Here is a 22,893-nt window from a genome sequence, read left to right on the forward strand (position 1 = left end):
GCAAGGGAGGTCAGGCAATCTCCAAGATTCCTGATTTTTACCCCTGAAATTTGGACATTGAGCCGTGTCCAAATACGAAAGGGATAACTGATCCTACGATTAAGAGTGCCATTATGATATTAAAAGTCTGCACTAACTTTTCATTTTGGATAAATTTCCTCAACACTACGCCACCCAATGCCCATGAATTGGTTGAAAGAATTGCACACAAGAAATATATGCATGAAATAACCACAACCTGAATAGTTGCGATTTGATGGTCTGTAATAAAAGCAGATGTTGATGTTATCGCTGCTATCCATGCTTTTGGATTCACCCACTGAAATAATGCGGCTTGTAGGAAAGTGAATGGTCGATCCTTGATATTCGCCGGGTCAAGCGAACCCTTTGTATTGGCTATATGCCAAGCCATCCATACTAAATATGATATTCCAACGATTTTTAAAGCCGAATATATAACTGGATAACTTTCAAATAGCTTTCCGATACCCATTCCAACACAGATAACCATTACAGGAAATCCAAAAGTAATCCCTAAAGCATGAGGTATCGTCCGTTTGTAGCCAAAGGTAAGTCCTGAGGACAATAGCATGGCATTGTTTGGGCCAGGGGTCATAGTCATGGCTAAGCCAAATGAGGCAATCGATAGCATCATTGTCGCTGTATAAAACTCGGTCATATTTATCCTAAATCCCCTTATTTTTCAGAACAGGATCATTGCTGTTGGGAATGTTCAGAATTTTGTGTCACGGTTTCGGTTCTCGGATCTGCCTCAGCGCCAGCGGAAGTAAAAGTCAGGTCCGAGAATGGGCCTTCAATCAGCCACGTCGGAGGAGTTGACTTTTGCTGGAGTGGAGTTCCTGGAACCATCTTTTCCATCTGTAAATAAATCCCTATCAAATTCCCAGCTCTTTATCCAGCCGGCCTTCAAAGAAAATTGCCAACTGGGAAATTGTCAGTGACCAATTTTGAATCGGCATTGTCCATTTTTTACTGGCGTTCTGGATCCCCATGTAAAGCAGCTTTAACAGGCTGTCCTGGTTCGGGAATGATCCCTTTGTTTTGGTCAGTTTTCGAAACTGTCGATGCACAGCCTCAATGGTATTTGTGGTGTATATTATCCGTCGAATCTCTTCTGGATATTTAAAGAAATGACTGAGGCGTTCCCAGTTGTTCCGCCAGGATTTTATCACAATCGGGTATTTGTCATTCCATTTATTTTCCAAGATATCCAGTTCTTCTTCGGCCAGATCCTTATTGACCGCTTTATAAACACGTTTTAGATCTGCCATAAATTCCTTTTTATTTTTGGAACCAACGTATTTCAATGAATTTCGGATCTGGTGGACTACGCAGAGTTGAACTTCTGTGTCCGGGAATATGGTCTCAATGGCCTCGGGAAAACCTTTTAGACCATCAACACAGGCAATCAGGATATCTTTTACCCCTCGGTTTGAAAGGTCTGTTAACACCTGCAGCCAGAAGTTCGCACCCTCATTCTCGGATATGTACAGCCCAAGAACCTCTTTGCGGCCCTCGATATTCACCCCAAGAATTGTGTAAACGGCCTTGCTGCCGACCTTTCCGTTTTCTCGTACTTTATAATGTATGGCATCAAGCCATACGATTGGGTACACATTTTCCAACGGCCTGGCCTGCCATTCTTTGACGGTATGGATGATTTTATCGGTAATGGTGCTCAGAGTGGCATTTGAAATCTCAAGTCCATAGATTTCCTGTAAATGGGAAGCCATATCATTATAACTCATGCCCAGGCCGTAAAGGGCTATTATCTTTCTTTCAATTTCATCGCTGAGCGTTGTCTGATGTTTTTTGACGATCTGTGGAGAGAAGGTTCCGGCCCTGTCACGCGGGGTTTTTAGCTCAAATTTATCATCCAGGGATTTAATGGTCTTTTTGCTTTTTCCATTACGGCGGTTGGCAGAAACTTCCTGCCCGAGATGGGACTCCAACTCTCCTTCAAGAGCAGCTTCAGCAAGATTTTTGATTAATGATGTAAGGACGCCGCCCTTACCTGTGAAGGGTTTACCTTCCTGGATGCCTTTAAGGGCTTTTTGAAAATCAAATTCGGTGTTTTCTTCGGTCATGTCAGTTCTCCTTATTTAGCTGAGTATATCAGCTTTCATTCAACTGACACAGAATTTTGAACGCCCTCCAGAAGTTCAACTCTGCGTAGTCCACCAGATCCGAAATTCATTGAAATACGTTGGTTCCAAAAATAAAAAGGAATTTATGGCAGATCTAAAACGTGTTTATAAAGCGGTCAATAAGGATCTGGCCGAAGAAGAACTGGATATCTTGGAAAATAAATGGAATGACAAATACCCGATTGTGATAAAATCCTGGCGGAACAACTGGGAACGCCTCAGTCATTTCTTTAAATATCCAGAAGAGATTCGACGGATAATATACACCACAAATACCATTGAGGCTGTGCATCGACAGTTTCGAAAACTGACCAAAACAAAGGGATCATTCCCGAACCAGGACAGCCTGTTAAAGCTGCTTTACATGGGGATCCAGAACGCCAGTAAAAAATGGACAATGCCGATTCAAAATTGGTCACTGACAATTTCCCAGTTGGCAATTTTCTTTGAAGGCCGGCTGGATAAAGAGCTGGGAATTTGATAGGGATTTATTTACAGATGGAAAAGATGGTTCCAGGAACTCCACTCCAGCAAAAGTCAACTCCTCCGACGTGGCTGATTGAAGGCCCATTCTCGGACCTGACTTTTACTTCCGCTGGCGCTGAGGCAGATCCGGGAACCGAAACCGTGACACAGAATTCTGAACATTCCCTTTAAAAGTAGAACTCCGATTCAAAGAATGATTAGAAAGTATTCTTAAATTCTCAGCTTACACTTCAAAGGAGGCAAACCAATCCATAAGTTTGGCCTTATTCTCAATTGATGGTTCTGATTCCGATAGTTCCCATCTTGCAACAGAGGTCGGGTCAACACCAAGTTTTGATGCCAATTCTGTAATAGACAAAAAGTTCTGCATCCTGGTTGCTCTGAGTTGATCACCGAAAGTTTCCTGGGTTTGGGGATAAAATTTGTCGTTTTGAAAACAGAGCTCCCAGAATTCTTCTTCCGGTATAGAGCCGTTAACGTGAGGTCTCAGAAATTCAACAACCGATTTTAATAAATGTAATTGGGGGTGCTTTCTTCTATATTCCCAGTTGATAGCGGCATCCTCGGTAACGTTCAAAAGTTTAGCTAATTCTTTAATCTCCCAACCTAAGTCCATCCTGGTTTTTCTGATCAAATCACCTAAGCAAGTAACTTCAGTTGGATAATCAGGTCTATAAACACTGATTGGAATACTACGTGAAATCTGATACTTAGATTGATATGCATTGGGCAGCAAAAAGTTGTTATTCTGTACTAAAGGGGTGTCCCTGCGGAAATTTGAGCAACCCGGACAGGCCCTGTATCTGCACGCCTGCCCAAATCAGGCAGTACAAAGCCAGGATTTCAGGACCGCTGATGGACCGGCTGGATATCCAGGTGGAAGTGCCCAGACTGTCATATGATGATCTGTCAGGTGCCTGTGAATCCGAGTCATCGGCCCAAATCCGGACCCGGGTAAAGCGGGCCAGAAAGATTCAGAACCAGCGGTTCAGCACATTGAGACAAAATGCCGCCAATCAGCCCCTTTGTTTTGCAAATGCCGGCATGAATCAGGATATGATATCAAATCATTGCAGACTTTCTACCCAATCCGGAAATACTTTGAAACAGGCCATGGAGACCCTAAAGCTTTCTGCCAGAGCCTATTCAAGCATTTTAAAATTGGCCCGGACCATTGCCGATCTGGCGGGTGAAGAAAAAATTAAAAGATCCCACATCCTTGAAGCAATTCAGTACAAGTCCTTTGACCGGGAGGATGAGGCGGGGGGATATTGAAGACTTGGGAATTATTGACAGAGAATAAAAAAAGTTTATACTGACATTCGTCAAAAATTTAATCATATGGATAGAATACATGGCTGTTTTAGACAAATATTGGAAAATGACACCCAACAAACGAATGGCAAAACACTTAGCCCTTCGTGAACTCCCTTCCCTTGTTTATGAAGCTGTAAATCTTGAAGGCGTTGCAATGACACTGCCTGAAGTTCAGACCATCTTGGACGGTGTGACTGTGGGGGGGCATAAAATCAGCGACCAGAATATGGTTATAAACCAGGCAAATACTTGGGAGCGGGTATTTGATTTGATTGACGAAGATGGTTTTGATTTTGCAAAACCAGTCGTCCTTGAACTTCACGCGATTGCAGGTAAAAACGAAGCCTTTGAATGGGGAGTATTTCGTTCTGGTCATGTTTCAATAAGCGGGTCTGGATATGAACCACCTTCACCAGAGACTCTTGATCAAGTATGGTTGCAAACCGTATCTGAAATTGAGGGTCTTACAGAAGTCTATGACAGAGCTATTGCAGCATTTTTAAAAATGGCCCGGGCTCAATTTTTTTGGGATGTCAATAAAAGAATGGGTCGTTTTATGATGAACGGAATACTGCTCAAGGAGGGGTATCCTGTTATTAATGTCCCGGTAAAACGTCAACTTGAGTTCAATAACCTCATGTTAGAATTTTATGCTTCAAATGAGATGTCCGGTATGAATCATTTTTTACGTAGCTGTATCAATGAAAAGGTGATTGCAAATTTTAAGTAGCAGTCCACAGATACTTGACACGTCCCCATTCAGGGACCGCAATTTAGTACAAGTCCTTTGACCGGGAGGATGAGGCGCTGCCCTGAATCGTTTGGATTCAAAAATCCTAAATTTACCGCCTAATTTTATATTTGTTCTAATATGGGGATGTTCCGTGCTTTTCTGACCACCAGCAAGGTACCATCTTGCGGCGTCAAACGAGCGACGAATGAGATGTATGCGTCATGCGCCCTATCTCGTATATTTCACAACGCGTTTTTGCCTTAGCTGCAAGGCACAGACCGAGAAGCCTTAGTCCTTTACTGCGAGTGGACTGTAACCCAGCAGATGAGGTAAAACACTTTGCTCGGAGGGTGAGGTTTTGTATAATGGAAAACGACTAAAAAACGGCACAACCAATTGTAATGATATGACTTTTTGGCAAAATGCTTCAAATTTCATGAAATATTCGGGATAGTGAGGAGCAAACCAAGGCAACCAAGAAGATGGTTCTGTATGGTGGATCAGGGAAAATCCCATGGTTTACATTTGTTCCTAAGTCCTTATAATACCCTAATACTTGAATACTATGGGAGTCTCCATAAAAGAAACAGACCTTTGGGAAGGGCAATGATTAAAAAAGATATTTACGACCATGATGTAAAGGCGCAGTTCAAGGCCTCGGCAAAAGACAGGCTCTATCGGTTCATGATGGCCGATGACCAGATTAAGGGGGCGGTGGTGCACTCCACCCGGATGGTCAATGAGATGAAGGCCAACCACGGGCTGGGCCCTTTGGAAACCCTGATTCTGGGTCAGGCCTATATTGCTGCCGCGCTGATCTGTTCGGGGGTTAAGGGCAAGGACAGGGTCAGCTTGAACATCCAGTGTTCAGGCCCGGTAAAGGGGCTGGATGTGGAGTCAAATGCCTTTGGGGAGGTCAGGGGTTTTTTAAAGGCCAATCCCATAGAGGTGGAAAATCCAGAGCAGATCAAATATTTGTCCACCCTTTACGGGGCCGGTTTTTTATCTGTGACCAAATATCTCGAAGACGGGGCCATGCCCTATTCCGGTCAGATTGCCCTGGTCCACGGATCCATTGCAGAAGATCTGGCCGAGTATTTTTTAAAATCAGAGCAGATTCCAACAGGGTTTAAACTCAGCGTGTTTTTTGATGAAAACGAAAGGGTGACAGGCGCCGGGGGGATTTTCCTCCAGGCAATGCCCGGTGTGGATACTGACAAGGTTGCCAAAGCTGAAACCCTGATTGAAAAAATCCAATCTCTGGGCGAATCCTTTGCCAGTGGGCAAACACCTGAATCTGTTATCAGCCAGTCTTTTTCAAGTCTTAACCCAAGATTTCTGGACAGTTCCCGGGTGGAGTTTTTCTGCCGGTGCACAAAAGAGCGTATGCAGGGCTATCTTAAAGGGCTTGCAAAAGAGGACCGGGAAGATATCTGTAAAAACGGGCCTTTTCCCCTGGAGATCCGGTGTCACCACTGCAACTCCCTGTACCGGTTTACCCGGTCGGAACTGGCATCTATTTTATAACTGCCGCTTGCCTGTGGGCTGGGAATTTAAAAAAAACAAAGATATGGAGTTTTTCTTGCAAAAGCATTTAAATATATTATAAATTTTGAAAGCGGGCTCAGCCTTGGTTTTTTGCAGCCGTGAAGATTATATCAACCTGTGATGCAAAAGAGTCATGTTGAATTTGAGTTTGCCCCTATGTTAAGAGTATAAAGAAAGACCCGGTTCAATGAGAAACAGTTTGGCACCCTTAAAAGGTAAGGGTTGAGATGCTGTTTGGCCGGGCCTTTTTAAATTGTCGAACTAAAATTAAAGAAAGGTTTAAGAATCATGTGTAACCATTGCAGTGATCATTCCCATCACCATCACCACCACGACCACCCCGAAATTGTTCAGCTCATGCCGGTTCAAAATAATTTGTTTGCCGTTTACCAGACAGACGCCCCTCTGGATTTCAGTGTGGAAACAGGTAAAAACGGCATCAGCCTGGTCCCGGTATTATTCATGGGCCTGATTCGCCTTGGAGACAAAACCATGGTGGAAGGTTTTTTTGCTTCAAATGCCATCAATTCCTGTGAAGAGACAAAGGGGTTTAAAGGATATGCCTCTTCTTTGACCCATGCGGAAAAGCTTTACGCATAGGTTAGGTCTGTCTGGTCAATCAAAAAGAATATATGGGTGAACCGGCCGGGTATGATCTGTTTAGCCATACAAAAGAATTTATCTTCCGGAGTTGAATGCCTTATGAGTGTTGCAGCACCGGAGGTGAGTCAGTCACAATTGCAGTAAATCCACAAAGGAGTGCGCATGCATAAATTGTTAAAGGACAGCCCGGGTGAAAAAATCATGCTCCTGGGCAATGAAGCCATTGCAAGGGGAGCTGTTGAGGCGGGAGTGGCCTTTGCCACCACTTATCCGGGCACCCCTTCGTCTGAAATTTCTCTGAATCTTTTCCAGATGTCCCAGGAGTCTGATCTGTATTTTGAGTACAGCACCAATGAAAAAGTGGCCCTGGAAGTGGCTGCAGCAGCAGCCAATTCAGGCTTGAGAACCTTTTGCATGATGAAGCATGTGGGGTTGAATGTGGCGGCAGATCCTTTGATGACCCTTGCCTATGTAGGGGTAACCGCAGGCATGGTCATTCTGACCGCAGATGATCCGGCCATGTTTTCCAGCCAGAACGAACAGGACAACCGCTACTATGCCAAATTCGGCGGACTTCCCATGCTCGAACCTTCGTCTGTGGCAGAAGCAAAGGATATGATAGAGCAGGCATTTGATTTGTCCGAAGAACTCAAGCAGCCTGTGCTGCTGCGCACTACCACCCGGATCAATCATTCCAACGCCTTTGTAACCTTTGGAGCGATCAAGGCCCAAAAAACAAAGGGGCGGTTTGAACGGGACCCCATGCGCTGTGTTACGGTGCCTGCCGTATCCCGGGGGCTCCATGTCAAACTCCTTGAAAAGTTGGAAAAGACCAGAGACCTTTCCGAAGCCTCTTGCTTTAACTTTGTTCAGGGCAAAGGTGATTTGGGCATTATTGCCAATGGGGTCAGCTTTCACTATGCCCAGGATGCGGTTACGGATCTGGGCATTGAAGATAAAATCCGGATTTTGCGGATGGGGTTTTCCAACCCCATGCCTGAAAACAAGATCAAGGCATTTCTCAAGGCCTGCACCCGGGTACTGGTCATTGAAGAGGGCGAACCCTTCATGGAAGAGGCGGTCAAGGCCTTTGCCCAGGAAGAGGGGATCACGATTCCCATCCAGGGAAAGTCTTCCACCCTTTTTTCCAGGCTTTCTGAGTATGATCCGGCCATGGTCCGGGAAAAAATTGCCCTTTGTTTTGGTGTTGAATATACCCGGCCGGAGACAATTGATGTTTCAGATCTGCCTGAAATTGCCAATCGTCCCCCCAACCTGTGTTCGGGCTGTTCCCACAGGGCAACCTTTTATGCGGTGCAAAAGGCAGCGGACGGGATGGATATCATCTGCCCCAATGACATTGGCTGCTATACCTTAGGATTTATGCCCCCCCTGAGCACAGGTGATTTTGTCATCTGCATGGGCTCTTCGGTGAGTACCTCCTGCGGGTTCAGTAAAGCCACGGACCAGAAGGTGGTTTCCTTTATCGGGGATTCCACTTTTTTCCATTCAGGGATCACAGGCCTTGTCAATGCCGTGTTCAACAATCATAATTTCACCCTGGTGATTCTGGAAAACGGGATTACGGCCATGACCGGCCACCAGCCCCATCCCGGGGTGGACATGGAACAAATGGGCCATTCAGGCTATGGCCGGGTTAATATTGAAAACCTGGTCAAGGTCCTGGGCGTGGAACATGTGTCTGTGATCAAGCCCTTTAAGGTGAAAAAGAGCATTGATACCATCAAAGAGGCCCTGGCGTTTAAAGGGGTGTCCGTGATTATTTCCCAGGAACCCTGTATCCTCTTTGCCAAGAGCCTTAAACTTAAAAAACCAAGGCCCTTTGAGGTGACTGACAAGTGTACTGACCACAAGGAATGCATCAACGGGATTGTCTGCCCCTCTTTTTATATTGACGAGGGCAGGGTGAAAATTGATGCTGATACCTGTGTGGGCTGCGCCCTTTGTGCCCAGATCTGTCCTGAAAATGCCATCAGGCCCCTGAAAAAATAATCAAATCAAGGAATAAAAGCATATGGAAACAACCAGACTGGTAATTGTAGCCGTGGGCGGACAGGGCAACCTTCTGGCGTCCAAGGTTCTGGGCGAAGCCGCCCTGATTGAGGGCGTGGAAGTGAGGATGAGTGAAATCCACGGCATGGCACAGCGGGGCGGGGTCGTGGAATCGGCCATTGTATTCGGCAATGCCACAAGTTCCATTATTTCAGACGGAGAGGCAGATATCCTGGTTGGGTTTGAACCGGCTGAAACCCTAAGAGCGATTAAACGATGTTCTGCAAAGACCCATGTCATCACCAATACGGCCACGCTGCCCCCTTTTACCGTGGGCATTGGCAAGGGAGCATATCCTGAAGTGGACACCATTACAAGGCTGCTCAAAGAAAAAACAGCAGGACTTGTGGCCATTGATGCCATGGCCATTGCTCGGGAGGCCGGCAGCCCCATGAGCGTGAATATTGTGCTCTTGGGTGCCCTGATTCAGACCGGGGCCCTGGGGTTTTCCAAAGAGAGTGTGATTGAGGCCATCAAGCGGAGAACCAAGCCTGCATTTTTGGACAAAAACCTTAAGGCATTTGACCTGGGATTTGAGGCGGCCTTGAACAGTGCGGCCTAAATTTTGTTTTTGAGGCTCTGGACATTGAGCCTGTAAAAGGGGTGGGTATGGAAAGAAAAATACAACCAGGCCTGGTTTATGTTATCAACGGTCCCAACCTGAATATGCTTGGCAAACGGGAACCCCGGGTTTACGGAAATTTAAGCCTTGATCAGATCAACCAGGAGCTCGAAGCCCTGGGTGAAAGACTGGGCATGGGGCTTGATTTTTTTCAGTCCAACCACGAGGGGCAGATCCTGGATCATCTTCATGGGATATTTGAAGAAAATCCTTTGGGGATTATCATTAATCCCGGAGGTCTGGCCCATACATCCATCGCCCTCAGGGACGGCCTGGCAATGTTTTCCTGTCCTGTTATCGAGGTCCATTTGTCCAATATTCACAAGCGGGAAGCCTTTCGGCGAAACTCTTACATTGCAGGGGGCTGCACGGGTCAGATCTCAGGGTTTGGTGACTTTGGCTATCACATGGCCCTGCAGGCCATTGGTCAAGGGCGAGGTTAATCCTTTGCCATGTCCCTATTGATTCTTTCTGCCACTTCTTTTGAGGTGGCAGGCCTTTTAAAGCGTGCTCCCAAGTCTTCGGGCCATATCCTGAAATCGGGCCAGGTCCTGTATTCAGGCCTGGGAAAAGAGCCTGGCTGGCATTGTCTGGTCACAGGACCCGGGGGCTTTAACACGGCCATGGGCCTTGGGGCCTTTCTTGATCATCACCGACCGGATCTTATTCTTGATACCGGTATTGCCGGTGCTTACGCGCCTTCGGGCCTGGGCGTTGGGGATATAGCCCTTGCCAGCCAGGAGCAGTATTTCCACACCGGGGTGGGCATTGATTTTCTCTCCCGAATTCCCCTTCCCTTTGATCTGATCCAGGGAAATTCCAAGACCCGGAAGGGAATTTATTCTTTTGACCGGGCGCTGGTCTCCCAATGGCTGCGTCGTCTCAAAGGCGCGTTGGGCCAGGACCGGTTTAAAATTATCCAAGGGCCTTTTCTCACCGTCTCTTCCATCACCCGGGGCCAGGACATGGCCCTGGCAATTTTCCAGCGGTTTTCTCCTGTTATGGAGGCCATGGAAGGGGCGGCTGCGGCACATACTGCGGCCTGTTACGGGGTACCCATGATAGAAATCCGGGCCGCATCCAATCGTGCTGGAGAACGGGATAAGGGGGCCTGGGATATTGATCTGGCCTGTGACCGGCTGGACAAGGTCTGCTGCATTGCCCTTGACCCGTAACCGGGGGGGTGTTTTTTAAGACACCCTTGGGGGCCTTGCCTGTGACTTGTTTTGCCTGTGCTCAGCCGGGGCCTGTCCTGGATATCTTACAACGCATTTTTGTTTTAGCGGCAAGGCCGCGGCCGAGAAGGAAAGGGTTAAGGTGTTGCCGGGCCGATCAGGGGAGCCTGTTTAATGGGAAAAAAATTAAAGTTTTTGTTTTTATGCACGGGAAATTCCTGCCGCAGCCAGATGGCCGAAGGGTGGGGCAGGGCATTAAAGCATGATGTTCTAGAGGTCTATTCGGCAGGGGTTGAAACCCATGGCCTCAACCCCGAGGCCGTCAAGGTCATGGCCGAAGCAGGAATCGATATTTCAGGCCATCGTTCAAAGGTGGTTCATGCCGGGTTTGATGATCCGCCCAGAATGGCTCAAGAACTGGCCTACAAAGGCGAGTCCGCCAAAGTTCAGCTGGACTGTTATCGAACAATCAGAGATGAAATTAAAGCCTTTGTTGAAAAAATGCCCGATAATATCATTTAAGGGTGTCTCTAATAATCAGGCTTTTGGTTTGAATTCAAGGCACAGGTAAATTTTATTCAGAGGAATATATTTAATATTTTGAGGATTTAAATTTGCCTGCAACGAAGAAATCAAGCCAAAAGACAATTATTAGAAGTGGCCGTAATTTTTAAAAGGAGGTATTTATGCCTTATGTGAATATCAAAATCACAGATGAACGTGTCAACCGGGACCAAAAGCTGAAATTGATTCAGGGGGCGATAAGGCTGTTCGAGGATGTTCTGGGCAAAAATCCAGCCACAACCGTGGTTGTCATTGATGAGGTGGATACGGATAATTGGGGGATTGGCGGGGACTCTGTCACCCGGCTGAGAAAAAGGTGAGCCCTGTTATCCCTTGCCCTAAATCCAGCGCCAAATTTTATATTTTTTAAAATCTGGCGATGTACCGCCTCTTCCTGGCCGCGGCCAAGGTTTTTGATTTTAGGCGCCAAGGAAGTGACACGTGATGAGTATAATTCCTATGCCCCAGGGAAAAAAGACCCAAGGCAGCAAAGTAAGCGGGTGCCGTATAAAGGATCAGAGCTTGCCTCCGGGCGTTGACAATTAAAGGGGGAATCGGTATTTTCAATCCTAATGCCCGGATTTGGACCGGGCAAACGAATTTGGAGCAAATGTCTATGAAAGCCAACAAGCCGGCAAAGTCTACCAATATTCTCATTCTTGGCCTTGGCGGGGTGGGATATTATCTGGCCAAACGCCTTGTACATGAGGGATATGCCATCACTGCCATTGAGCCGGACGCCCGGATGATCCGCAATGCCGACGGGGACATTGACGCCCGGTTTATTCAGGGTAACGCCATGAGCGTGGAATGCTGGAAAGAAGCGGGGGCGGACCGGATGGATTATCTCATTGCCGTTACCAATAATGATGCGGTGAATATGATGTCCTGTCTTTTGGGGGACCGGTTTGGGATTTTAAAAAAAATAGCCCGGGTCCGCTCCACCGATTTTGGAGGGAAAAATTCCATTCTCAATGCCCAGGACCTGAAAATTGATCTTATCATTCATCCGGAGGAGTTGGCTGCCCAGGAGATCTTCAGGCTCATCAAATTACGGTCCGGGGATGATATTCTGGACATGGCCCAGGAGCAAATCCTTGCCATGGCTAGCCGGATCCATGAAACCTCGCCCCTGGCCTACCAAAAATTAAAGGATATCACCAGCGTTCAAACAGGGTTTCCATTCAGGATTGTTGCCATTGCCAGGGGAATAAAGACCCTGATCCCCGGAGGGGATGATGAGCTTTTGCCCGGAGACCAGGCATTTTTCATGGCCTCAAGCGAGCATCTTCCCCAATTGATGACCCTTACGGGGACAGAACAGCAAAAGCGCCACAGGGTGATGATCATTGGGGGCGGTCTTGTGGGCAGCCGGTTGGCCCAGCTGCTGGGTAAAACCTTTGATGTTAGGCTGGTAGAAAAAGATGAGGAAATAGCCAAGGCCCTTTCCCATGAACTGGGCCATACACAAATTCTTCACGGAGACGGGTCGGATTCAAATATTTTAGTTGCAGCAGGGCTTTTGGAGATGGATACCTTTATCACGGCCACGGGTGAAAATGAAACCAATATCATGAGCTGTGTCCTGGCCAAGCATTTGATGACATCAGGGGACGTGGGGACCCGGCAGAGAAAATGTATCTCCCTGGTCAACAAGGAAGACTATGTGGTTCTGGCCGCCACCATGGGAACCGATATTGCCCTGAACAAAAAGATTCTGGCCTCCAATGAGATTTTAAAATTTATCCGCAGGGGAGAGCTGCTCTCTGTGGCCCACCTTCACGGGTTTGACGCTGAAATGGTTGAAATTGTGGCGGCTCCGGGCTCCCCCATTACCAAAACCCCCCTGTCCAAGCTTGGGGGGTATTACAATGGAAAGATCATGATCGGCGGAATCCGAAGGGACAATACCTGGCAGGTGGCTGTGGGGGACACAAGGATCCAGAGCAATGAGCGGGTGATTGTGGCCTGTATGTCCCAGAACCTTAAGGATGTTCAAAAGTTGTTTCTGGCCTGAACTCAGGGGTTGTACCGGCTTATCTTTTCCAGAACGAGGGGTAGAAGATGACCAGGGCGGAGAACATTTCCAGGCGGCCCACCAGCATGAGCCAGGATAAAAACCACTTGCCTGTGACCGAGATAAAGGCATAATTTTCACTGGGCCCCACATCCCCGAAACCAGGTCCGATATTCATGAGTGTGGCAATCACTGAACTCATGGCCGTGGTAAAGTCCATATTGTCCGAGAGCACCATAAAACATCCCCCGCCCAGAACCAGAAAGATATTGACGATAAAATAAAATACCGCTAACTGGCCGATCTGGTTGTCCACGGGCCGCTGGTTGAGCCGGACCGAGATGACTGACATGGGGGAGAAGAAAATCTGTTTGATGGTGGCAATGCCGAATTTCCATATCAGGACATAATGAACCACTTTAATGCCCGAGGTGGTGGAGCCGGCACAGGCACCAATAAAACAGACCGCATATAAAAACATTTGTGAGGACTGGGGCCAGAGCTCGTAGTCTGCCGTGGTGAATCCGGTGGTGGTGAGCAGGGAGGTCACCTGGAAGGTCCCGTATCTCAAGGCATCCCAAAAAGGATAGGTATTGTTTTGCCATAGCAGGAAGGTCACCATGCCGCAGAAAAAAAGGATAAAGCCTAAATACCACCTGAATTCGGTGTTTTTGACAATGATTTTAAGGTTGCCCATCATGAGGTGGTAAAAGAGCATAAAGGTGACCCCGCCCAAAAACATGAAGGTGATGATCACCCAGTCAAAATAGGCATTGTTGTAATGGCCGATACTGGCGTTATACGGTGAGTATCCCGAGGTGGAAACCGTGCCGAATGCATGGCAGAGAGAATCGAACAGAGACATGCCGCCTCCGCACATGAGAAGGGTCTGGATCAGGTTCAGCCCAATATAAATTCCCCAGAGCCAGACCATGGTGTCCCGGTTCCTGGGTATGAATTTTTCCCGGGTGATCACCTGGCCTGGGGAAGATTCAGCCCTGAATATTCTCACCCCGCCCATGCCGTGGGGCAGAAAAATAATGGTCAGGGTGAGAAATCCCATGCCCCCCAAAAGGTGGGTCTGGCTCCGCCAGAAAATCAGCCCATGGGGCACCACCTCAATGTCTGTGAGTATGGTGGCCCCGGAGGTGGTATATCCGGACATCATTTCAAAAAAAGCATCCGTGAATGAGGGAATGGAGCCGTGGAAGATAAAAGGAAGGGCTGAGACCGCAGAGATCAGCACCCAGCCGAAAAAGGCAATGAAAAATCCGTCCTTGATATTCAGGGTGTGGTGGTGCCGGAATATTTTCCACAGAGGAATGCCTGCCGTTATGGTGATGGCGGCCGTTGCAACAAGGGCGTCCAAATCATTTTCACCATAGATCAGGGAACAGAATATGGGGGCCAGCAAGGAGGTGCCGGTGATGATTAAAAGCTTTCCCAGCACATTGGTGATGGCTTTATAATTCATGGGCCTTATGGTCTCTTGTTATGGGTTGATCGCCCCCTTATTTACCTTAAACCTTGGGCCGGATCAACCCATTTCAGGATAATCTGATATGATTTGTTTATAGGTGTGAAAACCATTATATTGAATCTGCATTATTTTTTTTACGGTTAACGTAAGATCTTTTGGAATACTAAAAAAAAATTTTTTCGGTTCATCAGAAAATCGCGTACCTGGACTGAGAAACATCACTGGGAAGGCAATAACACAGTAAGGATTTTTATGCTTGAAATGATGGTGTGAACATGATCATGTTCTAATTTTTTTCAGTGATGTCCGGTTAGGTTTTTGCTTGCTCAATAATTTTTTGATCTTTGACAATATTGTCCCTGTTTGAACTATGAGAGCCCTGCTCCTCGCAGCCAAACAGGTCATTTAGAATGGCGGTTCGCAGCTGCCGAACTCTTTTGATCGTGACCTTTTCATTAAACTGTTTTTGGCAATGGATTGCCAGTAACAGGTAAGTGATAAGGCCGCCAAGAATCTGAACCATAAGGCCGTATTCACTGCGGGCAATGAGATGATATACCTTCAGATGTTCTTTCCACCATTTGAAAAAATCCTCAATGGTCCACCGGAGTTTATAAATTGTTGCTATTTGTTCCGCTGTTAAATCATGCCTGTCAGTTGCCACATAGTATTTGACGCCAGCAATTTTATAGCCAACAACCCGAACAGGCCTTTTCGTCTGGTTTTGATTCGGAGTACCAAGTTTAACCAGTGCATCATAAAAAATGTAGCTGTCGGAAGGGGTCTCGTGGTTATCAATAATTGTTCTTGTTGTCCTGGTTTTTATACGGCAGACAAAATGTTTGCCTTGCTCCTGAAGCAGGTCAAATTCTTTATGGGATTGATATCCACGATCCATAACACCTGTTTGCCCCTTGGAAAGTATTTTGGGAACAAAAGTGCGTTCAGCGCCGTTGCCTTCAGTCAAAAAGATTTTGTTTGGGATTCCGTGATTAATGTCAAATCCGCAATGTACTTTGGCTTTTTTACTTCCTTTTCTGTAGTTCGCCCAGTGCATTGAAAGGACTGCATTTATGAGACTACCGTCAATGGAAACCAACTCTCCTAACTCGGCGTGTTCACCCGGATGACACTCAAGAGCCTGTTTATAAAGATCCTCAAAGATAAATTGCAGTTGTTCGAGTCCCCTGTGATTGATGGCTTCACAGAAACTACTACGGCTGATACCACCGTCTGGCGCAATATTTTCTTTAGCAAAAACATTCTCCTTGAGATCCTGAATTAAATGTCGGGCAGACTTGTGCTCCTGAAGATGGAAATAAACCAAAGCATTTATCTGGTCTTCGAATGTCATTTTTAAAGGGCGGTCTCCTCGAGATTGTAATTCCGGTGCTTTTGAAAGTGACTTTATCAGAGGGCACCTGAAATTGTCAAAGTTCAGGGACCGTAGTTGTTTTTTAGGGACTGAGATGTGCGTCATTTGAGCTCCTTGAGTTAAATTTTCAAGGCGCACAAAAATTTTTACGCACATTTGTCAACACAAAACAGACTGTTTTTTCAATGATTTTAGATGCTTTTTATATGCAACAACCTAACCGGACACTACTGAATTTTTTTGTGTTATTCGCACAAAATCGGAGAATGAATTAATGTCCACAAGCTTCATATACCATGCCTTTGGCCTTCGTGACTACTTTTATAAAACAACGCGTTTCATCGGTGGAATAATCACTTTTGAACTCATACCAAAACCGGAGGCGGTAAAATGCCCGGAATGTAATTCCAGGTCCGTCACCAGGAAAGGGATTGTGACAAGAGATCTCAGAACAATACCGGTAGGTTCAAAACCCGTGATTCTCAGGACGGCTATCCAGAGAATTTGGTGTTCGTTCTGTCAATTTGTCCGGCAAATCAAACTATCCTTTGCCCAGGAGGGGAAAAGCTATACCCGGGCTTTTGAACGGTATGTCTTGGAGTTGTCTCAGTTCATGACAATCAAAGATATTGCCATCCATTTAAGGATCAGCTGGGATACGATAAAGCAGATCCAGAAAGAAGACCTGCTGAGGCGTTATCGAAATATCCCCCTTGAGAAAGTCCGGCAGATTGCCATAGATGAAATTTCCATAGGGAAAGGGCATAAATACTTGACCATCGTGATGGATCTGGAATCCGGTAGAATTCTGCACGTGGGAGAAGGAAAAGGTGGTGAAGCTTTGAAATCTTTTTGGACAAAAGTGAAAATATCGAAAGCAAAAATCAAAGCCGTCAGCATCGATATGTCCCCGGCATACTTGAGTGCTGTTATTGAAAATCTTTCTGGTTCAGCAATTGTCTTTGACAGATTTCATGTTGTTAAATTGTTCAATGAGAAACTGTCGGATTTCAGGCGAAAGCTCTACAACCTTCTTGCCAATACCGGGCAACAAAAACTTCTGAAGGGAGTCCGGTGGCTTTTGTTAAAAAATCCCGAAAACCTCAGTGATGACAAGAAGGAGGCCCAACGGTTAGAAGAAGCATTGAAAATAAATCAGCCGCTATTGGTAGTCTACTACATGAAAGAGGAACTCAGGCAAATATGGAATCAAAAGAAAAAAGAAACAGCTGAAAAGATAGTCAGCAATTGGATCAATCTGGCCAATATTTCCAAAATTCCAATGTTGATGAAATTTGCCAAGACCTTGGCTGTGCACAGGCAAAGAATCCTTTCATACTATGATTACAGGATATCTACAGGTCCTTTAGAAGGGACAAATAACAAGATAAAAACCATGAAACGGAAAGCTTATGGATACAGGGATTCGGAGTTTTTCAGGTTGAAACTTTTGGACCTTCACAATAAAAGGTACGCATTAATCGGATGAACCATTTTTTCCAATGGGGGAATTGCCAAACCATGGGTAGGATAATTTTTCATGAACTTTATTGATGTGCACACCCATCTCCATGATAAACGGATCATCGATCATGTCCCTGAAATGATCCGCAGGGCAAGGTCTTGCGGCCTTAAATTCATGGTGACCTGCGCCACCATGGCAAAAAATTTTGAATCCACTGCCAAGCTGGCTGAAACCCATGGGGATGTGCTGCCCTGTTTCGGGGTTCACCCCTGGTTTTTGGATACCCTGGAACCTTGCTGGGAGATGAATCTGGCTAGCTGGCTTGATAAAATGCCTTCGGGCGTGGGCGAAATCGGCCTGGATTTTTCAGACAAAGGCAGTGACAGAGATTTTCAGATCCGGGTGTTCAACGCCCAGATGGCCCTGGCCTCAGACTTGAACCGTCCTGTCTCCATTCATATCAGGCATGCCTGGGATGCCTTTATTCATATCCTTAAAAAAAACGGTCCATTGAAAAACAAGGGACTGGTTCATTCCTTTTCAGGGTCAGCCGACCTTGTCCGAATATTGGAAAAATACAATCTTCATATCTCTTTTTCAGGCGCTGTGACCCGGCCCAATGCCAAAAAAACAATCAAGGCATTGAATGCCGTTTCCCTGGATCGGATTCTATTTGAAACCGATGCACCCGACATATTGCCAAGCCTGGGCAATGATGAAAAAGTGTTTGATCGGTTGAATCATCCGGCCAATCTGCCTGGCATTGTGCGCATTGCAGCCCAGCACCGGAAAATGGGGTTTGAGAAATTGGCCGACCTTAGTTATACTAACGGGCTGAACCTGTTTAATTCGATAATTTTATAAGGATTTTAGATCAGATGGATGAACTTTCAGCGGGGGGGGAGGGCAATCCCTTTGCCAGAACTCAACAGCTTTTGGGCAGAACCGCCATTGAAGCATTAAAAAACTGCCGGGTGGCCGTTTTCGGTCTTGGTGCCGTCGGTTCCTTTGCCACAGAGGCCCTGGCCCGGTCCGGGGTGGGATCTCTTAAATTGGTGGATTTTGACCGGGTGGACGCATCCAATATCAATCGTCAGCTCTATGCCTTAAATTCTACAATGGGTCGGGAAAAGGCCCAGATTGCCCGGGATAGGATAAAGGATATCAATCCCCTGTGCCAGGTTGAGTCTCATTCAACCTTTGTGAATTCAGACAGCCTTGTCTCCCTTTTAAGTGATGATCTGGATATGGTGGTGGACGCCATTGACGGGCTCAACTCAAAGGTGAACCTGATTTTCGGGGCCAAAACCATGGGGCTGAACCTGGTCTCTTCCATGGGGGCTGCCGGCCGGGTTGATATTTCCATGATCCGGACAGGGGACCTGTTTGAGTCTTCGGTCTGTCCTCTGGCCAGAATGGTCCGCCAGCGGCTGAGACGGCGGGGGCTTTCCCATGGGGTGCCCTGTGTCTATTCTGTTGAACCGCCCTTGAATAAACAGCCCTTTAACCCTGAAGATGCCGGCGAGGCAATGGCGGATCACGGCCGGCCAAGACCGCCTCTGGGCACCATTGCCTGGGTGCCGGGATGTTTCGGCCTGGCCCTGGCCGGCCAGGCCGTTGAAATGATCATTTCATAAAATTTTTGGAAGGCTGGCCAGACAGACCTGTGAACTAGTCAAAGGCCATCTTTGTTTTCCATTCTTTCTAGACATTGTCCACAAGGCCTGGGCCTGGTTCAAGAGTCTTTTTGCCCGGTTTCCAGCCCGACGGAGTGGCCTGGGTCCCTTTTGATTCCCGGACCAGCTGGAATGCCTGGAGCTGCCTTAGACTTTCACTGACATTCCGTCCCACCGGAGGCGTCAACACTTCATAGCCCTGGACAATGCCGTCCGGGTCAATGATGAATCTTCCCCGGGTTTCCACACCAGCCTCTTCATCATAGATGCCGTAAATTTCTCCGATTTTTCCCCCGGCATCCGAAAGCATGGGAAAGGGGACCCCGCCCTCGACCATTTTGGAGAGTTCATGGTCATCCCACATCTTGTGGACAAACATGGAGTCGATGCTCATGGATAATACTGCCACCCCGAGTTTCTCAAATTCATTGTATTTTTCAGCAACTGCTGAAATTTCAGTGGCTCAGACAAAGGTGAAATCACCGGGATAAAAACAGAGCACCACCCATTTTCCCAGATAATCTGACAAACTGACATTGATGAATCAAGGGCGTTCAAAATTCTGTGTCAGTTGAATGAAAGCTGATATACTCAGCTAAATAAGGAGAACTGACATGACCGAAGAAAACACCGAATTTGATTTTCAAAAAGCCCTTAAAGGCATCCAGGAAGGTAAACCCTTCACAGGTAAGGGCGGCGTCCTTACATCATTAATCAAAAATCTTGCTGAAGCTGCTCTTGAAGGAGAGTTGGAGTCCCATCTCGGGCAGGAAGTTTCTGCCAACCGCCGTAATGGAAAAAGCAAAAAGACCATTAAATCCCTGGATGGTAAATTTGAGCTGGAAACCCCGCGTGACAGGGCCGGAACCTTCTCTCCACAGATCGTCAAAAAACATCAGACAACGCTCAGCGATGAAATTGAAAGAAAGATAATAGCCCTTTACGGCCTGGGCATGAGTTATAATGATATGGCTTCCCATTTACAGGAAATCTATGGACTTGAGATTTCAAATGCCACTCTGAGCACCATTACCGATAAAATCATCCATACCGTCAAAGAATGGCAGGCCAGGCCGTTGGAAAATGTGTACCCAATCGTATGGCTTGATGCCATACATTATAAAGTACGAGAAAACGGAAAGGTCGGCAGCAAAGCCGTTTACACAATTCTTGGGGTGAATATCGAGGGCCGCAAAGAGGTTCTTGGGCTGTACATATCCGAGAATGAGGGTGCGAACTTCTGGCTGCAGGTGTTAACAGACCTTTCAAACCGAGGGGTAAAAGATATCCTGATTGCCTGTGTTGATGGTCTAAAAGGTTTTCCCGAGGCCATTGAGACCATATTCCCGGACACAGAAGTTCAACTCTGCGTAGTCCACCAGATCCGAAATTCATTGAAATACGTTGGTTCCAAAAATAAAAAGGAATTTATGGCAGATCTAAAACGTGTTTATAAAGCGGTCAATAAGGATCTGGCCGAAGAAGAACTGGATATCTTGGAAAATAAATGGAATGACAAATACCCGATTGTGATAAAATCCTGGCGGAACAACTGGGAACGCCTCAGTCATTTCTTTAAATATCCAGAAGAGATTCGACGGATAATATACACCACAAATACCATTGAGGCTGTGCATCGACAGTTTCGAAAACTGACCAAAACAAAGGGATCATTCCCGAACCAGGACAGCCTGTTAAAGCTGCTTTACATGGGGATCCAGAACGCCAGTAAAAAATGGACAATGCCGATTCAAAATTGGTCACTGACAATTTCCCAGTTGGCAATTTTCTTTGAAGGCCGGCTGGATAAAGAGCTGGGAATTTGATAGGGATTTATTTACAGATGGAAAAGATGGTTCCAGGAACTCCACTCCAGCAAAAGTCAACTCCTCCGACGTGGCTGATTGAAGGCCCATTCTCGGACCTGACTTTTACTTCCGCTGGCGCTGAGGCAGATCCGGGAACCGAAACCGTGACACAGAATTCTGAACATTCCCGATGAATCCGCCTTTCTGGTAACCGGCTGCCGTAAATTCCGGGGCTTTTTTCCCTACTTTGATCATTGGTTTTATCTCCTTTTTCGCAGCGATGATTTCTTCCGGGATCTCTTTTGTCTCTTCCTGGGCAGGTCCGCCCGTGGGCCGGGTGCATCTGGCACTCACTTTTTCGGCCATAAATCCTCCTGTAATTAATTTGTTTGTGCAGAAGCTCTCGGGTTTTGAACGGCTCCTGCAAAAAAATGAAAGACCAGGTGTCATTGAATTTTGTGTAAGGCTTGTATCCTGGTATTTTAAATTATTTTTTTAAAAAAGAAAGGATTTAAATCAGTGATGTCCGGTTAGGTTTTTGCTTGCTCAATAATTTTTTGATCTTTGACAATATTGTCCCTGTTTGAACTATGAGAGCCCTGCTCCTCGAAGCCAAACAGGTCATTTAGAATGGCGGTTCGCAGCTGCCGAACTCTTTTGATCGTGACCTTTTCATTAAACTGTTTTTGGCAATGGATTGCCAGTAACAGGTAAGTGATAAGGCCGCCAAGAATCTGAACCATAAGGTCGTATTCACTGCGGGCAATGAGATGATATACCTTCAGATGTTCTTTCCACCATTTGAAAAAATCCTCAATGGTCCACCGGAGTTTATAAATTGTTGCTATTTGTTCCGCTGTTAAATCATGCCTGTCAGTTGCCACATAGTATTTGACGCCAGCCATTTTATAGCCAACAACCCGAACAGGCCTTTTCGTCTGGTTTTGATTCGGAGTACCAAGTTTAACCAGTGCATCATAAAAAATGTAGCTGTCGGAAGGGGTCTCGTGGTTATCAATAATTGTTCTTGTTGTCCTGGTTTTTATACGGCAGACAAAATGTTTGCCTTGCTCCTGAAGCAGGTCAAATTCTTTATGGGATTGATATCCACGATCCATAACACCTGTTTGCCCCTTGGAAAGTATTTTGGGAACAAAAGTGCGTTCAGCGCCGTTGCCTTCAGTCAAAAAGATTTTGTTTGGGATTCCGTGATTAATGTCAAATCCGCAATGTACTTTGGCTTTTTTACTTCCTTTTCTGTAGTTCGCCCAGTGCATTGAAAGGACTGCATTTATGAGACTACCGTCAATGGAAACCAACTCTCCTAACTCGGCGTGTTCACCCGGATGACACTCAAGAGCCTGTTTATAAAGATCCTCAAAGATAAATTGCAGTTGTTCGAGTCCCCTGTGATTGATGGCTTCACAGAAACTACTACGGCTGATACCACCGTCTGGCGCAATATTTTCTTTAGCAAAAACATTCTCCTTGAGATCCTGAATTAAATGTCGGGCAGACTTGTGCTCCTGAAGATGGAAATAAACCAAAGCATTTATCTGGTCTTCGAATGTCATTTTTAAAGGGCGGTCTCCTCGAGATTGTAATTCCGGTGCTTTTGAAAGTGACTTTATCAGAGGGCACCTGAAATTGTCAAAGTTCAGGGACCGTAGTTGTTTTTTAGGGACTGAGATGTGCGTCATTTGAGCTCCTTGAGTTAAGTTTTCAAGGCGCACAAAAATTTTTACGCACATTTGTCAACACAAAACAGACTGTTTTTTCAATG

Annotated in this window: 22 protein-coding genes and 2 pseudogenes; 16 read left to right on the forward strand and 8 right to left on the reverse strand. The window is 46.3% G+C overall.

From position 1 onward, the window contains the following. Nucleotides 1-37: 37 nt before the first annotated feature. A complete protein-coding gene (locus tag HUN05_08170) occupies nucleotides 38-679 on the reverse strand; it encodes a LysE family translocator (protein ID WDP85115.1) in 642 nt (213 codons plus the stop codon). Nucleotides 680-896: 217 nt separating this feature from the next. Next, nucleotides 897-2,108: an IS256 family transposase gene (locus HUN05_08175; protein WDP85116.1), complete on the reverse strand. Its 1,212-nt coding sequence runs from the start codon at nucleotides 2,106-2,108 to the stop codon at nucleotides 897-899. 70 nt (nucleotides 2,109-2,178) lie between these two features. Between HUN05_08175 and HUN05_08180 the strand changes: the two are divergent. Beyond that, nucleotides 2,179-2,649 (forward strand): annotated as a pseudogene (locus tag HUN05_08180) (transposase). 228 nt (nucleotides 2,650-2,877) lie between these two features. Here the strand turns inward: HUN05_08180 and HUN05_08185 are convergent. After that, the gene (locus HUN05_08185) at nucleotides 2,878-3,024 is read right to left on the reverse strand and encodes a helix-turn-helix transcriptional regulator (protein WDP87977.1); all 147 of its coding nucleotides are present in this window, start codon (nucleotides 3,022-3,024) and stop codon (nucleotides 2,878-2,880) included. 350 nt (nucleotides 3,025-3,374) lie between these two features. On the opposite strand from HUN05_08185, the gene HUN05_08190 reads away from it, so the two are divergent. The 11 genes from HUN05_08190 to trkA all read left to right on the forward strand — a co-directional run bounded on the left by HUN05_08190 (nucleotide 3,375) and on the right by trkA (nucleotide 13,306). Next, on the forward strand, nucleotides 3,375-3,929 hold the full coding sequence (locus HUN05_08190) for an ATP-binding protein (protein WDP85117.1): 555 nt from the start codon (nucleotides 3,375-3,377) through the stop codon (nucleotides 3,927-3,929). A 79-nt stretch (nucleotides 3,930-4,008) separates the two neighbouring features. After that, nucleotides 4,009-4,701, forward strand: a complete 693-nt coding sequence (locus HUN05_08195) for a Fic family protein (GenBank protein WDP85118.1) — start codon at nucleotides 4,009-4,011, stop codon at nucleotides 4,699-4,701. A gap of 609 nt (nucleotides 4,702-5,310) precedes the next feature. Further along, nucleotides 5,311-6,231: an Hsp33 family molecular chaperone HslO gene (locus tag HUN05_08200; GenBank protein WDP85119.1), complete on the forward strand. Its 921-nt coding sequence runs from the start codon at nucleotides 5,311-5,313 to the stop codon at nucleotides 6,229-6,231. A gap of 309 nt (nucleotides 6,232-6,540) precedes the next feature. Next, on the forward strand, nucleotides 6,541-6,852 hold the full coding sequence (locus HUN05_08205; protein ID WDP85120.1) for a hypothetical protein: 312 nt from the start codon (nucleotides 6,541-6,543) through the stop codon (nucleotides 6,850-6,852). 165 nt (nucleotides 6,853-7,017) lie between these two features. Further along, on the forward strand, nucleotides 7,018-8,868 hold the full coding sequence (gene iorA / locus HUN05_08210; GenBank protein WDP85121.1) for an indolepyruvate ferredoxin oxidoreductase subunit alpha: 1,851 nt from the start codon (nucleotides 7,018-7,020) through the stop codon (nucleotides 8,866-8,868). A 22-nt stretch (nucleotides 8,869-8,890) separates the two neighbouring features. Beyond that, nucleotides 8,891-9,490 (forward strand): indolepyruvate oxidoreductase subunit beta, encoded by a 600-nt coding sequence (locus HUN05_08215; protein WDP85122.1) that lies wholly within the window; start codon nucleotides 8,891-8,893, stop codon nucleotides 9,488-9,490. 47 nt (nucleotides 9,491-9,537) lie between these two features. Next, on the forward strand, nucleotides 9,538-9,993 hold the full coding sequence (aroQ, locus tag HUN05_08220; protein ID WDP85123.1) for a type II 3-dehydroquinate dehydratase: 456 nt from the start codon (nucleotides 9,538-9,540) through the stop codon (nucleotides 9,991-9,993). A gap of 9 nt (nucleotides 9,994-10,002) precedes the next feature. Continuing rightward, nucleotides 10,003-10,725: a futalosine hydrolase gene (gene mqnB / locus HUN05_08225; GenBank protein WDP85124.1), complete on the forward strand. Its 723-nt coding sequence runs from the start codon at nucleotides 10,003-10,005 to the stop codon at nucleotides 10,723-10,725. 174 nt (nucleotides 10,726-10,899) lie between these two features. Further along, nucleotides 10,900-11,247, forward strand: a complete 348-nt coding sequence (locus tag HUN05_08230) for an arsenate reductase ArsC (GenBank protein ID WDP85125.1) — start codon at nucleotides 10,900-10,902, stop codon at nucleotides 11,245-11,247. Between the two features lie 164 nt (nucleotides 11,248-11,411). After that, complete coding sequence (locus tag HUN05_08235; GenBank protein WDP85126.1) at nucleotides 11,412-11,609, forward strand: 4-oxalocrotonate tautomerase family protein; 198 nt, start codon at nucleotides 11,412-11,414, stop codon at nucleotides 11,607-11,609. 290 nt (nucleotides 11,610-11,899) lie between these two features. Further along, the gene (trkA, locus tag HUN05_08240; GenBank protein ID WDP85127.1) at nucleotides 11,900-13,306 is read left to right on the forward strand and encodes a Trk system potassium transporter TrkA; all 1,407 of its coding nucleotides are present in this window, start codon (nucleotides 11,900-11,902) and stop codon (nucleotides 13,304-13,306) included. Between the two features lie 19 nt (nucleotides 13,307-13,325). Here the strand turns inward: trkA and HUN05_08245 are convergent, their stop codons facing one another. Then, nucleotides 13,326-14,780 carry a TrkH family potassium uptake protein gene (locus HUN05_08245; protein ID WDP85128.1) on the reverse strand — a complete coding sequence of 485 codons (1,455 nt, stop codon included), beginning with the start codon at nucleotides 14,778-14,780 and terminating at the stop codon, nucleotides 13,326-13,328. Nucleotides 14,781-15,096: 316 nt separating this feature from the next. Continuing rightward, entirely contained in the window at nucleotides 15,097-16,266 is a 1,170-nt protein-coding gene (locus tag HUN05_08250; GenBank protein WDP87978.1) for an IS4 family transposase, read from the reverse strand. Nucleotides 16,267-16,435: 169 nt separating this feature from the next. On the opposite strand from HUN05_08250, the gene HUN05_08255 reads away from it, so the two are divergent. From HUN05_08255 to HUN05_08265, 3 genes are read left to right on the forward strand one after another with little or no spacing between them, the layout of a single operon-like run. Next, nucleotides 16,436-17,650, forward strand: coding sequence for an ISL3 family transposase (locus tag HUN05_08255; GenBank protein WDP85129.1), 1,215 nt, complete (start codon nucleotides 16,436-16,438; stop codon nucleotides 17,648-17,650). 51 nt (nucleotides 17,651-17,701) lie between these two features. Next, on the forward strand, nucleotides 17,702-18,490 hold the full coding sequence (locus HUN05_08260; GenBank protein WDP85130.1) for a TatD family hydrolase: 789 nt from the start codon (nucleotides 17,702-17,704) through the stop codon (nucleotides 18,488-18,490). Nucleotides 18,491-18,504: 14 nt separating this feature from the next. Beyond that, nucleotides 18,505-19,263 carry a tRNA threonylcarbamoyladenosine dehydratase gene (locus tag HUN05_08265; protein WDP85131.1) on the forward strand — a complete coding sequence of 253 codons (759 nt, stop codon included), beginning with the start codon at nucleotides 18,505-18,507 and terminating at the stop codon, nucleotides 19,261-19,263. A gap of 67 nt (nucleotides 19,264-19,330) precedes the next feature. Here HUN05_08265 and HUN05_08270 read toward each other — a convergent pair. Then, nucleotides 19,331-19,846, reverse strand: a pseudogene (locus tag HUN05_08270) (peroxiredoxin). A gap of 70 nt (nucleotides 19,847-19,916) precedes the next feature. Here HUN05_08270 and HUN05_08275 point away from each other — a divergent pair. Then, nucleotides 19,917-21,128 (forward strand): IS256 family transposase, encoded by a 1,212-nt coding sequence (locus HUN05_08275; protein ID WDP85132.1) that lies wholly within the window; start codon nucleotides 19,917-19,919, stop codon nucleotides 21,126-21,128. A 105-nt stretch (nucleotides 21,129-21,233) separates the two neighbouring features. On the opposite strand, the gene HUN05_08280 is transcribed toward HUN05_08275, so the two are convergent. Then, nucleotides 21,234-21,476: a peroxiredoxin gene (locus tag HUN05_08280; GenBank protein ID WDP85133.1), complete on the reverse strand. Its 243-nt coding sequence runs from the start codon at nucleotides 21,474-21,476 to the stop codon at nucleotides 21,234-21,236. Nucleotides 21,477-21,640: 164 nt separating this feature from the next. Then, nucleotides 21,641-22,810 carry an IS4 family transposase gene (locus HUN05_08285; GenBank protein ID WDP87979.1) on the reverse strand — a complete coding sequence of 390 codons (1,170 nt, stop codon included), beginning with the start codon at nucleotides 22,808-22,810 and terminating at the stop codon, nucleotides 21,641-21,643. Nucleotides 22,811-22,893 lie beyond the last annotated feature (83 nt).

Source organism: Desulfobacter sp. (genome assembly GCA_028768545.1).
Lineage (GTDB): Bacteria > Desulfobacterota > Desulfobacteria > Desulfobacterales > Desulfobacteraceae > Desulfobacter.